The 14,481-nt window shown below is 67.4% G+C and carries 10 protein-coding genes and 1 pseudogene; 6 read left to right on the forward strand and 5 right to left on the reverse strand.

Annotated features, from left to right (window positions below; genetic code table 11):
• Nucleotides 1–55: 55 nt before the first annotated feature.
• Both AC5P98_RS07035 and AC5P98_RS07040 read right to left on the reverse strand, forming a co-directional pair.
• Nucleotides 56–1,264: an NAD(P)/FAD-dependent oxidoreductase gene (locus AC5P98_RS07035; protein WP_032958821.1), complete on the reverse strand. Its 1,209-nt coding sequence runs from the start codon at nt 1,262–1,264 to the stop codon at nt 56–58.
• Between the two features lie 13 nt (nt 1,265–1,277).
• Complete coding sequence (locus tag AC5P98_RS07040) at nt 1,278–1,772, reverse strand: lipocalin family protein (RefSeq protein WP_032958822.1); 495 nt, start codon at nt 1,770–1,772, stop codon at nt 1,278–1,280.
• Between the two features lie 182 nt (nt 1,773–1,954).
• Here AC5P98_RS07040 and AC5P98_RS07045 point away from each other — a divergent pair, with 182 nt between their 5' ends.
• Nucleotides 1,955–2,203, forward strand: a complete 249-nt coding sequence (locus AC5P98_RS07045) for a hypothetical protein (RefSeq protein WP_014648700.1) — start codon at nt 1,955–1,957, stop codon at nt 2,201–2,203.
• A 95-nt stretch (nt 2,204–2,298) separates the two neighbouring features.
• Complete coding sequence (locus AC5P98_RS07050) at nt 2,299–4,719, forward strand: DUF3772 domain-containing protein (RefSeq protein WP_049403795.1); 2,421 nt, start codon at nt 2,299–2,301, stop codon at nt 4,717–4,719.
• A gap of 528 nt (nt 4,720–5,247) precedes the next feature.
• On the opposite strand, the gene AC5P98_RS07055 is transcribed toward AC5P98_RS07050, so the two are convergent.
• Both AC5P98_RS07055 and AC5P98_RS07060 read right to left on the reverse strand, forming a co-directional pair.
• On the reverse strand, nt 5,248–7,353 hold the full coding sequence (locus tag AC5P98_RS07055; RefSeq protein WP_049408078.1) for a phosphoglycerol transferase I: 2,106 nt from the start codon (nt 7,351–7,353) through the stop codon (nt 5,248–5,250).
• A gap of 244 nt (nt 7,354–7,597) precedes the next feature.
• Nucleotides 7,598–9,247, reverse strand: a pseudogene (locus AC5P98_RS07060) (ABC1 kinase family protein); the annotation flags it as partial.
• Between the two features lie 205 nt (nt 9,248–9,452).
• Between AC5P98_RS07060 and AC5P98_RS07065 the strand changes: the two are divergent.
• Nucleotides 9,453–10,379 carry a DUF808 domain-containing protein gene (locus tag AC5P98_RS07065; protein ID WP_014648696.1) on the forward strand — a complete coding sequence of 309 codons (927 nt, stop codon included), beginning with the start codon at nt 9,453–9,455 and terminating at the stop codon, nt 10,377–10,379.
• A gap of 427 nt (nt 10,380–10,806) precedes the next feature.
• Here AC5P98_RS07065 and AC5P98_RS07070 read toward each other — a convergent pair whose 3' ends face one another.
• Nucleotides 10,807–12,345 (reverse strand): GGDEF domain-containing protein, encoded by a 1,539-nt coding sequence (locus AC5P98_RS07070; protein WP_014648695.1) that lies wholly within the window; start codon nt 12,343–12,345, stop codon nt 10,807–10,809.
• A gap of 106 nt (nt 12,346–12,451) precedes the next feature.
• Here AC5P98_RS07070 and AC5P98_RS07075 point away from each other — a divergent pair, with 106 nt between their 5' ends.
• The 3 genes from AC5P98_RS07075 (at nt 12,452) to AC5P98_RS07085 (ending at nt 14,424) form a co-directional block, all read left to right on the forward strand.
• Complete coding sequence (locus tag AC5P98_RS07075; RefSeq protein WP_172412053.1) at nt 12,452–13,087, forward strand: Rossmann-fold NAD(P)-binding domain-containing protein; 636 nt, start codon at nt 12,452–12,454, stop codon at nt 13,085–13,087.
• The gene (locus AC5P98_RS07080) at nt 13,087–13,794 is read left to right on the forward strand and encodes a helix-turn-helix transcriptional regulator (protein WP_032958826.1); all 708 of its coding nucleotides are present in this window, start codon (nt 13,087–13,089) and stop codon (nt 13,792–13,794) included. The genes AC5P98_RS07075 and AC5P98_RS07080 overlap by 1 nt, the downstream gene beginning before the upstream one ends.
• Before the next feature lie 243 nt (nt 13,795–14,037).
• Complete coding sequence (locus AC5P98_RS07085; RefSeq protein ID WP_049404541.1) at nt 14,038–14,424, forward strand: VOC family protein; 387 nt, start codon at nt 14,038–14,040, stop codon at nt 14,422–14,424.
• Nucleotides 14,425–14,481 lie beyond the last annotated feature (57 nt).

Genomic DNA, 14,481 nt, shown 5'->3' on the forward strand with positions numbered 1-14,481 from the left:
GAATGATGCCTGTCGGCGCCGGATTGGGGTAGAGCCGGCCGCGGCCGGCTGCAGGTCACAACCGCCCGAACCCGAACAGCCTTTCCAGCGCATGCTTGCGCCGCTCGATCCGGGCCCGCAGCAGCTGGGCGCCGATCATCGAATAAGTGATGCCGTTGCCGCCGTAGGCCATGGCGAAATGGACCCGCGGTCCCCACTGCGCGTGCGGGCCGAAGAAGGGCAGGCCGTCGGCGGTTTCGGCGAAGGTGCCGGCCCAGGAAAAGGCGGGTATCGGATCCAGCCGTGGGAACCAGTGCCGCAGCTGCTTCATCAGCTTGCCGGCCTTGCCATCAACGCGCCGGTCGCGCCGGGCGGGGATATCGATGGCGTCGTCCAGCCCACCCACCAGCAGGCGGCGGTCGCCGGTGGCGCGCAGGTACAGGTACGGGCGGGCGCTTTCCCACACCATCGTGTTGCGCAGCCTGCCGAGCACGTCCGCTTCGATGGGATCGGTGATGAAGGCATAGCTGCTGCGGTTGCGCGCAACCCGCTGTTCCAGCCACGTCTGGTTGGCATAGCCCATGGCCAGGACCACGTGGCGGGCACGGACCGAGGCGCCGGCCTCGGTCATCGCGGTGACGCCCTGCGCGCCAGGCTTGAGCGTGTGCAGCACGGTGCGGTCGTGCACATGGCCGCCGCGGCGGCGCACTCGTTTGAGCAGGCCGTAGGTGAGACAGTAGGGATCGACCCGCGCCGCCTGGCGGGTCAGCAGGGCGCCGCCGGCATCCACGTCGAAACGCTCGCGAAGCGCTTCGCGGTCCAGCCAGCGGGCATCCAGGCCGATGCTGCGCCGCGCCTCACCTTCGGCCATCAGGCGCGGCACGTCGCGATGGCGGCTGGCCAGGTACAGGCTGTCCATGCGCTGGAAATCCACGTCCTTCAACCCGCGTGCCACTTCGCCCAGTGCCGGGATTGCCTCCGCGCAGGCCCGGTACGCCCGTGCTGCGGCGTCTTGCCCGTAGCGTTCGGCCAGTTCGAGCAGATGGGTATCGATCTCGTACTGCAGCAGCGCGGTGCTGGCCGCCGTGCTGCCCCAGCCGATGTCACGCTGCTCGATCACGGCCACGTCATGGCCATGGTGGGACAGCTCGTCGGCAATCAGCGCGCCGGTGATGCCGCCACCGACCACCAGCACATCGCAGCGCAGATCCTTCTCCAGCGGGGGGAACGCCTGGATCAGTCCGTTGCGTACGGCCCACCACGGGTAACCGCTTTTCAGGTCCATGCGTGCGTGGGGCTCAGGCTGTGGGTTTGCCGGTATGTGGCGTCTGGATCAGTTCGGACAGATCGAAGCCCTGCAGGCGGGCCGCCGCCAGATAATGGTCCTGCACGGTCGCGTCCAGGCGCGGCTCGCGCGCCAGCAGCCACAGGTACTTGCGATCCGGGCTGCCGACCAGCGACACGCTGTAGTCCGGGGCGATCTGGATCACCCAGTAGTCGCCCTTGGCGAACGGCAGCCAGCGCAGGCCCTTGGGCAGGAAGCTGACCTCCAGCCGCGCGCTGTCGTTGTCGACAGCGCAGGCCTCGCCGGTGGCCTCTTCGATCTCGCCGTCCATGCGGCAGCGGTTGGTGACGCCGACGTTGCCGTTGTCGAGCAGGGTGTAGTGCGCCGATACGTCGGTGCAGCCTTCCGGCTCGTGGCGCATCGGCAGGCGTGCGATCTCGTACCAGGTGCCTAGGTAGCGCGGCAGCTTGAGGTCGGCGACGGTTTTCAGCGGCGGGTGCTCGGTCATCGGCGGTCGTGGCAGGGGTGGGCCTCCACGATGCCGATGGCCTTGCCATGGGCGGGTGAAGCCGGGGCGATGGCCGTGTCCAGAACGTTCCATCGCCCCGGCGGAGCGCCCGTTGTCACCGGCCTGGGGGTATCCTGCCGCCAGCGCCGTGTTTTCCTGATCCAACCGAGGTGGAGGTGCCGATGTACCAGGTGATCCTGTTGAAGAGTGAATCTGCGTTCGCGCGCGAACAGTGGCCGCAGGTCGACGAACTGGTCGACTACGAAGGTGTGAGTTACAGCCTGCGCGCCGGCCCGCGCCAGCCGCTGCCGACCGACCACGACTGGCACCCGGTGGCGGTGTACGCGCCCGATGAGATCACCGAGGAAGAGTTCCAGGACTGGTATGCGCTGCAGCAGCCGACGGTGGAAGAGCTTCGCCTGAAGTACTGATGCGCGACGCTGGCGGGGCCGCCCATCCGGCCTTGACCGGCTCTGCCGTATAGTCGCGCGCAGGCGCGGTGGTCCGCGCGAACCGGTGTGGCTGCGTGTCTTCTTTCCTGCGATCGATCCGTGCACGGGGGCCCTGGTGGGTCCTGCTGCTGTGTACCGCCTTCCTGCTGTCCGCGCCGGTGCTGGCGCAGGATGAGGACCCCACGCCGAAGCAGCAGCTGGCGGATATCGATTCCAGCCTGAAGGATGTGGAGCGCAAGCGTGGCGATGCAGAAGCCACCGAGACGCTGGCGATGCTGTCCGAGAATGCCTCGCAGGTACGGCGCGATGCCGAGGCGCTGGAAAAGGCGCTGCAGCCGCAGCTGGACCGACTCAACGAACAGCTGGCGCAGCTGGGAACGCCGGCAGAAGGGGCCGCTGAGCCGCCGGAGCTGGCGGCGCAACGGCGCACCCTCACCAAACAGCGTGACGGCCTGGCCGCTTCGGTGGTGCAGGCCAAGGCCAGTGCCGTGCGTGCGCAGCAGCTGGCGGCGGACATCGAGCAGCAGCGAGCCGCGCAACGCACGGAAGAACTGGGCCAGAAGGTGGCCTCGCCGTTGTCGCCCGCGCTGTGGAGCAAGGTGGCCGAACGTCTGCCGATCGATATCGCGCGGGTTGCGCCATTGGCCGGGCAGGGCCGCGATGCGCTGGTCGCCGGTATCCGCGCCCATGGCTGGGGCACGCCGTTGCTGGGCCTGCTGGCCGCGCTGGTGATGATGTTCCCACTGCGGCTGTGGCTGCGCAAGCTGGGGCGCCGTTTTGCTGCGTCCGAACGTGCGCCCGATGGTCGACTGCGCCGGTCCGGCCTGGCCATGTGGCTGCTGCTGGTCGGTACGCTGCTGCCCGGCTATGCCGTGGTGGTGCTGATGGCGGCGCTGGATGCCATCGATGGAATCGCGCCGCGCCTGCAGGTGGTGGCCGACGGCCTGGAGACCGCAACGTTCCGCGCGGCCTTCATCGCCGCACTCAGCGCCTGCCTGCTGGTGCCCAAGCGCCCGTCATGGCGGCTGTTGAACCTGGACGACACCGCCGCGCTGAAGCTGCGCAAATACGCCTGGGGCGCGGCGGCGCTGGCCTGGCTGAGCACGGTGCTGGTGGCCCTGGACCAGGCCACGCGCACCAGCGACGTCACCACGGTGGCGCTGGACGGACTGATTGCGCTGACTTACCTCGGCCTGATCATGGCCATGCTGGTGACCCTGGCGCGCCTGCATCGCCGGCAGACCGCCGAGGCCGAGGCCAAGCTGGAAGCGCAGGCCGATGGCGTGGGTGCAGCCACGCCGGTGCGCCGCAGCAGCTGGCTGGTACTGGCCCGGGTAGCGGGTAACATCGCGGTGGTGGCCGCCATCATTGCCACATTGCTGGGCTACCTGAATTTCGCCAAGTTCGTGAACCAGCAATTGATCGGCGGCAGCATCGTGGTGTTGGCCGCGACGTTGCTGTTCAAGTTCGTCGATGACCTGAGCACGTGGATGCTCAACGCCGACAGCAAGGTCGGCCAGACCATCCTGCTCAGCACCGGCCTGAGCGTATCGCGGCTGGAACAGGCGGGCGTGCTGCTGTCGGCAGCGCTGCGTACCATCGTCGTACTGATCGCGCTGCTGGCGCTGGTGGCACCGTTCGGCAACATCGGCGCGGTGGTGGAGCGCTTCACTTCACTGTTCACGACCGGATTCGATATCGGTGGCACCAAGCTGGCACCGGCGGGGATCGTGTTGGCGGTACTGGCGCTGCTGGCCGGCCTGGCGATCACCCAGCTGGTGCAGCGCTGGCTGACCGACACCTACCTGCCCAAGACCGAGCTGGACCTGGGCGCGCGCAATTCTGTGAGCACCGTTGCCCGTTACGTGGGCATCATCATCGCGGTGATCTGGGCGCTGTCGGCGATGGGGCTGCAGCTGAGCAAGCTGGCCCTGCTGGTCAGCGCACTGTCGGTGGGTATTGGCTTCGGCCTGCAGGTGATCACCCAGAACTTCGTCTCCGGCCTGATCCTGCTGGCCGAGCGCCCGGTGAAGATCGGCGACTGGGTGAAGCTGGGTGACCAGGAGGGCGACATCCGCCGCATCAGCCTGCGATCGACCGAGATCCAGGTGGGCGACAAGTCGACGCTGATCGTGCCCAACTCCGAGCTGGTCACCAAGACCGTGCGCAACATGACGATGGGCAACAACCAGGGCCGCATCCAGATCCAGTTCGCGGTGCCGCCCAGCACTGATGTCGGCAACCTGCGGCAGGCGCTGCTGGATGCGTACACCGCGCACACCAACGTGCTGAAGCAGCCGGCGCCGACGGTCTACATCGACAGCATTGCCGGTGGCCAGATCACCATCAACAGTTTCGCGTACGTGGCCAGCCCGCGGCAGGTGTATGCAACCCGCAGCGATCTGTACTTCAGCCTGCTGCAGATCCTGGCCGAGCGGAACATTCCGCTGTCGACCCCGACCGACATCCACATCATCCGCGACCCGCAGGAGTAGGGGTTGTTTTGCAGGGCTGCGCCCTGCACCCGCGGTAGTGCCGGCCGCTGGCCGGCAACTTCAACAGCAACAGCAACAGCAACAGCAACAGCAACAGCAACAGCACAGCTGATTTCCTGCGGGATGGCGGGGTGGGTCCGGTTGCGGTAGACGCCGTAAACCCCCAGGCCGGCCCAGCCCCTGGCGGCTGTGCGTTCGGGCGCTTGCGAAGCAGTGCTTCGCAAGCAAAGCGCCCTCACCCATGGGGGCTTGGCCGCGGCATCCATGCCGCGGACACTCCTGCGACCGGACCCACCCCGGCTTCGACAGTTTCCCGCGATCTGTCGGAAATGCTCTTGGGGTCAGATCCGTTTTCCGGAGGAAAACGGATCTGACCCCATCTTGATTTTCGATATCTGACAGAGTGTGTCGACCAAGGTCGACACCGCCCCGCCAAACCACGGATTGCACGCTGTTGCCGTTGCTTCTGAGGTTGCCGGCCAGCGGCCGGCACTACCACGGGTGCAGGGCGCAGCCCTGCAAAGAACCCTATCCCCGTGGTCGGCTGCGCGAGGGCACCAGTGCGAACGTATCCACCGCCAGCTTCTCGGCATGGTTCAACCACGCGCGGATCTCCAGATCATCCACTTCGTGGTCCAGCCCGAACGACACGTTGATCTTGCCGTCGGCATCGGGCTGCACCCACTGCTGGGCCAGCACCACCTTGCGCTGCGAGGACACCGCCTCGATCCAGAAACCGCGATCCGGGCGCGTGCTCGCCACCAGCTGCAGCATGTACTGGCCGGCACGGGTGCGGCGGCCCTTCTGGGTGATCATGTGCGCCTGGCGCACGCTCGGGCGCGGGCCCTGGAATGCGTCCAGCGGTGCATCGACCGCGATGCCGCCGCGCAGGTCATTGTCGCGGTACAGCTTGATGCCGTTGTCGCGGTTGACGAGCAGCGCACACCAGTCGCCGTCGGCCGAACCGTCCTCGAATGCGGTGCAGCGATCAACATAGGCCAGCGTGTTGTCCGGATCCGCGTCATCGAACTGGCGCGAGGTGTTCTCCAGGTAGACCGACTTCAGCCCCCAGTCCTTGCCGTACTCCAGCAGCACCGGTGGCTGCACGTGCTGCAGGCCGACCACCACCTGGTCATCGCCATCGATCTTCAGTTCGCGGGTCGGTTCGCCCAGCCACAGTGAGCGGGCGAAGGCCAGGTACTGCGGGTAGTCGCGGCCACCATCGCGCCGGGCCGCCACGCTGGCGCTGGGTGCGCGTTGGCTGTCGATCAGCGAGCGGCCAAAGCCCATCGTCTTCAGATTCGGGTCCAGCAGGCTGAGCAGGGTCGCACCCGAATCCAGGGTGGTGCCGGCGTCGGCGCTGAGCTGCTGCGGGGCAATGCCATCGCCCAGGAACAGCAGCAGGTTCTCGCGCTTCTGCCGGGTCAGGATGTGGGTCAGATCGTTGGGCATCGCCAGGTGGTCGGAGGCGATCACGATCAGCGTGTCCTTGCCGTACGGGCTGGCCTGGATGCGCTGCACCAGCTGCGAGATCAGCCGGTCGCTGCACTTGAGCGCGTTGAGCATGTTGATGTTGCCGTACTGGCTCTGGTAGCGCTCGCCCTTGCACGATACCGGCAGGTGGCCCGCCGGGTGGTGGGTGTCCATGGTCAGCGTGGTCAGCATGAACGGTGAACCGGCGCGCGAGAGCTGTTCGAAGCGCTGGTAGGCGGTGTCCAGCAGCACGTCGTCGTGCACGCCCCAGGCCGAGTAGTGGATGCGGCCGATCTTCTTCTGCTGCTTGAACCACGCCAGGTCATGCACTTCGTCGAAGCCGTGGCTGGCCAGGAACTGGCCCTTGCCGGCGAACTGGCCGTTGGCCCCCCCCAGATAGTGGTTGGTGTAGCCCTGCTGCTTCAGGTAGTCGCCCAGGCAGACCGCCTTGGGCAGGAAGCTGCCCATGCGGTCCATGCTGTTTTCATCGCCCTGCGAGGTGGTCAGCGGCACGCCGCACATCGACGACACCAGGCCGGCGATGGTCCAGCCGCTGCCTTCGGCCGAGGCCAGCCCACGCACGTCCAGCGACTCGGACGCCAGGCGGTTGAGGTTGGGCATCAGGCCGGGAAACACGGCCTCGTCCAGATAGGTGCGTTCCAGGCTTTCGCCGTAGATCCAGACGATGTTGCGCGGGCGCCGCAGCGGCTGCGTCGGCACCTGGTACTCAGGGGCGATGCGGGCGAAGTCGACCGGGCGCAGCTGCTGGTACAGGCGCTGGCCGTCGCGGGCCAGCGGGCTGATCATGATCGTGGCCACCCACACGGCCGCGAAACCGGCGAACAACGCGCCACCGTGGCCGGGCCGGCGCCAGCGCTTCACCCGTGTGGCGAACAGTGGCAGCAGCGAGACCAGCGCCAACACGATGAAGCCGGCGATGTAGCCCTTGAAGTCGGAGACACCGGCACCTTCCATATCGGCGCCGAGGTGGTACAGGGTGGCGGCATTGAGCCCATCACCGGACAGCTTGTCGATCAGCCACCACGCGCTGAGCATGAGCAGCAGCAGCGAGAACGCGCCGGCCTTCCACCACACCCACTTGTCGGACGCGAGGAACAACCAGCACAACAGCAACAACGACAGCAGCAGTATCCAGAGCATAGGAAGCTTCGGCAGTGACGGGGTGGTGGTGATGGACGTCGTACCGACGCGTGTCCATCCGACCGGCGCTGCCGCAAGCACATGCATGTGACAGGCCGATGACCCGATAGTGCATGCACGAACCTGACTGAAATGTTTGTTGAAATGACGCGCGCGTAATCGCGCTCAGAAGGTAAAACGAGCGTGAAAGGGGTAGCTGGATTGCATTAAAAACTGCATGAATACGGGCGTTTTCGTCGATGCGCTAGCGATGCCCGCGTTCTTCGCGTGCCCGCGCACGACGGTCGAACAGCAATGCACTGGTTACGATGCCCAGGCCGAGCACCACGCCGATGAACAACAGGATCAGGGCGATGAGCGGGTAACCGAACAGGTGCCAGCCGGTGTCGATCCTCATCATCATCGCGGCGGCCATGATCAATGCGGCGCTGATGATGCCGGCCGCCACGCGGTTGGCGATCTTCTGCAGGTTCTCCATCAGCCGCGATTCTTCCAGGCCGGTGACCTTCATCTGCAGGCGGTTCTCGGCCAGCAGCGCCATGATGTCCGACAGCTTGCGCGGCCCATCACGCAGCAGCTGCTGCAGCTCCATCGCCTCGCTGGCGATGTTGGCTGCAGACAGCGACTTCTTCAGGCGCGCACGCATCACGTGCTGCAGCTGGCGCTCGACGATGCGGCGCGTGTCCAGCTCTGGCGCCAGCAGCCGGCACACGGTTTCCAGGTTGAGCAGGGCCTTGCCGAGCAGGCTCAGTTCCGGCGGCGTGCGCAGGCCGCAGGCGGTGGCGATGCGCACCATGTCCAGCACCACGCGGCCTTCGGAGAAGCTGCCACTGGCCGCATAGCGCGCGATCAGCTGACCGGTTTCGCGCAGGTAGCGCTCTTCATCGAAGGCCTCCAGCCGCGTGCTGATACTGATCAGGTCATCGGCCACTTCCTCGCCACGGCCGTCGACCGCCGCGAACAGGATCTTCAGCAGACGCTCGCGCAGGCGCGGCGGCATGTGCGCGACCATGCCCAGGTCGAAGATCGCCAGCCGGCCGTCGGGCATCACCCGCAGGTTGCCCGGGTGCGGGTCTGCATGGATCTCGCCATGCACGAAGATCTGGTCCAGGTAGCCGCGGATCAGCGCCGCCGCCAACGGGTCCATGTCCTGCTCGGTGCGGCGTACGCCGGAGATCGCATCCACGCGCACGCCGGTGGCAAGCTCCATCGTCAGCACGCGCTGGCTGCTGTAGTCCCAGATCGGTTGCGGCACCCACAGCCGGCGGAACGGCCGCAGGTGCCGTCCGAAGCGCGCCAGGTTCTCGGCCTCGGCGTGGTAGTCCAGCTCCTGCATCAGGGTCTTGGCGAACTCGTTGAGCCAGTCGCGCAACCGCACGCGGCGACCGACCTGGGTCAGGTGGTCGGCGGCCAGCGCGAAGCTGCGCAGTGCCTCCAGGTCCGAGCGCAGCTGCGCGGCCACTTCGGGCTTCTGCACTTTCACCGCCACCTGGCGGCCATCGTGCAGCACCGCGCGATGTACCTGCGCGATCGAAGCACAGCCCAACGGCTCGGGATCGAACGAGGCAAACAGCTTGTTCACCCCTACGCCCAGTTCCTGCTCGATGATCGCGTGGATGCGCTCGACCGGGATCGGCGCCACCTTCTCCTGCATGCGCTCCAGCGCCGTGGCGAACTCCACCGGCACCATGTCCGGCCGCGTGGACAGCATCTGGCCCAGCTTGACGAAGGTCGGCCCCAACGCTTCCAGGTCGCTGACGAACTGTTCCGGATTGCCGTCGGCGGGCACGTCGGCCTGGTTGCTTGCCGCATCCAGGTTCATGCCCGAGAACACGCCCGAATGGCGGTAGCGCATCAGCAGGCGCAGGATCTGGCTGCGCCGGCTCATGCCTTTGACCAGCGGGGGATTGCCATTGGCGGCGGACGGATTGCTCAAGCGGGACTCCCATGCGACGAAGACAGGTAGCGCCGGCTGCGGGCCGGCAATGTCCGGATTCCGCAGTGTCGCCGGGGGGCGGTGGGCATGCGGTGAACCCGGTGTCTTCCGCAGTCCACATCGGATCGGTCAGAATCCGCCTATTCCCTTTCTTGGACGCCCCATGGCCGGTGCCAGCCTGTTCGCCCTGCTCGACGATATCGCCACCCTGCTCGACGATGTCTCGGTGCTGACCAAGGTCGCCGCGAAGAAGACCGCCGGCGTGCTCGGTGACGATCTGGCGCTGAACGCGCAGCAGGTCACCGGGGTCAACGCCAACCGCGAACTGCCGGTGGTGTGGGCGGTGGCCAAGGGCTCGCTGGTCAACAAGGTGATCCTGGTGCCGGCGGCCCTGGCGATCAGTGCGCTGGAAGCCTGGCTGCACAGCCGCGGCTGGAACGTGCCCCTGATCGTGCCGCTGATGATGATCGGTGGTGCCTTCCTGTGCTTCGAGGGCGTGGAGAAGCTGGCGCACCGCTTCCTGCATTCGGCCGACGACGATGCCGAGCGCCAGACCGAACGCCGCAAGGCGCTGGCCGACGCGCAGGTGGACATGGTCGCGTGGGAGAAGGACAAGGTGAAGGGTGCGATCCGCACCGACTTCATCCTTTCGGCCGAGATCATCGTACTGACCCTGGGCGTGGTCGCCACCGCATCGTTCACCAACCAGCTGGTCACGCTGGCCGTGGTTGCACTGGCGATGACGGTCTTCGTCTATGGGCTGGTGGCGGGCATCGTCAAGCTGGATGACGTGGGCCTGTACCTGTCGCGCAAGGGTGGGGCTGTTGCCGCCTTCGGTCGCGGCCTGGTCGCGTCGGCACCGTGGCTGATGAAGTTCCTTTCGGTGGCCGGCACCATTGCCATGTTCCTGGTCGGCGGCGGCATCCTGGTGCACAACGTGCCGGCGCTGCACCACGCAGTACAGGCGCTGGGCGGCGAGGGCCAGTGGGGCTGGCTGGTCAGCGCGGCGGGCAACATGGTGGTGGGCATCATCGCCGGCGCCATCGTGCTGGCGGCGGTGACCGGGTTCCAGAAGCTGCGCGGCAAGTAGTCGCCGGCAGGTTCCCCGGTAGAGGCCGACCTTGGTCGGCGCTTTGTTTCCCACGCGTGCCAACCAAGGTTGGCACCTACCAAAGCGGTTCAAGGTGGTCGGCATCGTCGCCGGCGGGTTCCCCGGTAGAGGCCGACCTTGGTCGGCGCTTTGTTTCCTGCGTGTGCCAACCAAGGTTGGCACCTACCAAAGCGGTTCAGGGTGGTCGGCATCGTCGCCGGCGGGTTCCCCGGTAGAGGCCGACCTTGGTCGGCGCTTTGTTTCCTGCGTGTGCCAACCAAGGTTGGCACCTACCAAAGCGGTTCAGGGTGGTCGGGATCATCGCCGGCGGGTCGCCGGGTAGAGGCCGACCTTGGTCGGCGCTTTGTTTCTGCGTGTGCCAACCAAGGTTGGCACCTACCAACGTAGTTTGCTGCGGGCCGGACGGTCAGCCTGCCTGCACGCGGTTCTTGCCCTGTCGCTTGGCGGCATACAGCGCGTCGTCCGCGCGCCGCAGCAGGGTTTCGGTGTCGTCGCCGGGTTGCCATTGCGCCAGCCCGGCACTGAAATGCACTGGTACGCGCCGGTCCTGCACGGTCAGCACGCGATGCGCCAGTGAACGCTGAAGGCGCTGCACCGTGGCCATGCTGTCGGCGCCCTGGGTTTCCGGCAGCACCAGTACGAACTCGTCGCCGCCCAGCCGCGCGATGCCATCGGTGGCGCGCAGCAGCAGCTTGCAGACGGCCACCAGGTGCTGCAGCAGTGCATCGCCACCGGCATGACCATGTGCATCGTTGGTCTGGTGGAAATCATCCAGATCGATCACCGCCACGCCCAGCGGCGAGTTGTTGCGTGCGGCACGGGCCAGCTCGCGTTGCAGCAGTTCGTCCAGGCCACGGCGGTTCAGCGCCTGGGTCAGTGGATCGATGCGTGCCAGGTCACCGGCCGCGCGCAGTTCCTGCTCCAGCTCGGCGATGCGCTGCTCGGCACGCTCCACTTCCTGCCGTGCGTTGGCCAGGTGATCGCGCGCCTGCGCGGCCTGCTGCTGCACCTTGCCGGTGTCGCGCATCACGTCCTGCAGCAGCTGGTTGAGGTCGGCGATGCTGCGCGCCTCGCGCAGCTGCAGTGCGTAGCTGCCGATGCGATCGTGGTACTCGCCGGTGCTGGTGGCCATGCCATCCATGCGCTCGATGAACTCGCCCATCAGCCCGCGCATCGCCGCCTTCGAATCGTCGATGCCCTGGCGCAGCAGGCCCTGCTTGTAGATCACTTCGCGCAGTTCGGCGCGGGTGCGCTCGACCGCTTCAGCTTCCAACGGCCCGTCCAGCAGCTGGCGTACCGCGGCGATCTGGCCCTGCAGCCAGCTGCGGTCATCCAGCAGCTCGCTCACGTTCTCCAGCAGCAGCGCGAACAGCTCCAGCAGCAGTGCCTGCTGCTCCTGCCAGCTCTCGGCACGCACGCCGACCTGGTGGCCAAGTTCGCGCACGCCCTGCTCGATCGGTTCCAGCGCCGTGCCTGGCTGCCACTGGCGCAGGTGCATGGCCAATGCCTGCGCCTGTTCGCGCAGGTCCGGGTCGTGCTGCAGCAGCGCCACCACCGCGCCGCCCAGCAGCAGCCGCAGCTGCTCGGACAGGCGCAGGCTTTCGGGTTGCCCATCCGGCGAATGCTGTTCGATGGTGCGGATGTACTTGTCGATCAACTGCCGCATCGCGCGCCCGTAGCGCGGCCAATCGGCGCTGGCCTGCGCCGACTGCAGGCGGTCGCCCATATCGCCCAGCTCGCCGGGCAGGGTGGCCATGCCGTTGGCGAACGCGGCCAGCAGCGGTTCCGGCGCGTCGGCGCCTGCGAACAGCTGCTGCAGCGCCACGCCACCGCCGCCCTGCAGCACCACGCGGTCGCCCAGCCCATCGTCCACCACCGCGCGCACGCGTGCCGGCGGCCCAAGGGCGGTACCGGGGGCAGGGCGGTGGTCGGGCTGGTCCGTCATGGAGCGAATCCTGGGGGCTGGCAGGGACTGGTTCCAGCATATCGGCGCGGCCGCCGACGGCTTGAACGGCTAGGATGGGCGACAGGATGCCGCAGTGGAGGTGGTGATGCGCGTGATGTTGCTGGGGGCGACCGGCCTGGTCGGTGGGCTGACCCTGCCCCGGCTGCTGGACGACCCGCGCTGCAGCGCCGTGATCGCCCCGGCCCGTCGCCCGTTGGGCGCAGCCCACGGGAAGCTGGAGAACCCGGTACTGGCCTTCGATGCGCTGCCCGCCGCAGCCGGGTGGGCGTGCGTGGACGCGGTCATCTGCGCGCTCGGCAGCACCATTGCCCAGGCTGGCAGCCGCGAGGCCTTCCATCGCATCGACCATGATTACCCGCTGGCGTTCGCCCGCCTGGCGCAGGCACAGGGTGCGCAGACCTATGTGCTGAATTCCGCAGCCGGTGCCGATCCGCGGTCGTCGATCTTCTACAGCCGGGTGAAGGGTGAATTGGAGCGCGATCTGCGCGCGCTGGGCTTCACCTCGTTGACCCTGGTCCGCCCAGGGTTGATCGGTGGCGAGCGCAACGAGGTGCGGCGCGGTGAGCGTCTCGCGCTGAAGGTGCTGGGCGTGCTGGGGCCGGTACTGCCGCGGGCGTGGCGGATCAACCCGGCCAACGAGATCGCCAAGGCGCTGGTCGAGGCCGCGCTGGCCCCGCAACCGGGTGAGCACGTGGTGGCATCGAGCGCACTGGCCGGCTGATGTCGCGTGCGCTGCGCCTGACCCAGCTTCAACAGCTGCTGCGCCGCCATCGGCGGCCGGTGGCCGGGCAGGTGCTGGCCGACGCGCTGGGTATCAGCCTGCGCACGCTGTACCGCGATATCGAAACCCTGCGCGAGCAGGGCGCCGACCTGCGCGGCGAGGCCGGCGTCGGCTACCAGCTGACGCCCAGCGACACCCTGCCGCCGATGACCCTGCCACCGGCCGAGATCGACGCACTGGTGCTGGGCCTGCGCTGGGTTGCGGCCCGTACCGAACCCGCGTTGGCCGAAGCCGCACGCGATGCCCTGGCGCGTATCGCCCATGTGTTGCCCGCAGCGCGGCGCGAGGCCCTGCGTGACAGTGGCCTGCGGGTGGGCCCTTCGCGTGCGGCGGCCAAGGTTCCCCCAGCTCGTCTGCAGGCCGTGCGAGAGGCTGTCGGTTCACAGCAGCGCCTGAAGTTCGGCTATGAGGACGCGCACGGCCAGCGCAGCGAGCGCATCGTCTGGCCGTTCGCGCTGGGCTACTTCGATGAGGTGCCGATGCTGGCGGCGTGGTGTGAGCGCCGCGAGGATTTTCGCCATTTCCGCCTGGATCGCATCCGCCAGGTGCGCGTGCTGGAGGAGCACTACCTCGTACCACGCGCCACGCTGCTGCGGCGCTGGCAGAAGGCGCAGGGCATCGCGCCGGACTGGCTGGACCGTTCGTAGCGTCGGGCCTGCTCGACTGCTGCTGCGTTCTGCTTCCTGCCTCTGGGGGAGGGCGGCCTTCGCACTTTGCTCCTGGTAGGGGTCGAGCTTGCTCGACCGCCTTTGATCTTCGCGAACAGCAGTCGAGCAAGCTCGACCGCTACCAGGGCAGTGGCAACAGCAGTCGAGCACGCTCGCCGCTACTGACAGAATCTGTCAGCAGGCTCGTACCACCATGATCGCTCCCAACAACGGAGCTTCCCCATGTTCACGCCCAGCACCCTGCTGCAGTACGTGCGCGACGTCGCCACCAGCGCCACCTTCTACAGCGGCATCCTCGGCAAACCGCCGGTCGAGCAGTCGCCTGGCTTCGCCCTGTTCCTGCTCGGCGATGGCGCCGCACTCGGCCTGTGGCAACGTGACGGCGTGCAACCGCCGGTGTCTGCGCAGGCTGGCGCCGCCGAACTGGCGATGGTGGTCGCAAACCCCGAGGCCGTGCAGCAGATGCACGATGCGTGGCGTGGGCTCGGCGTGCAGATCCTGCAGTCGCCGGTGACGCTGGAGTTCGGCCACACCTTCGTCGGTGCCGACCCTGATGGCCACCGGCTGCGTGTGTACAGCCGCGCCGAAGGCATGGTCGCGCGCAATTGAGTACATGCGTTCTGTAGAGCCGAGCCCATGCTCGGCTGCTTATTGCCTTCATCCACA

The sequence above is a fragment of the Stenotrophomonas sp. YJH_SMC_135 genome, assembly GCF_059372355.1.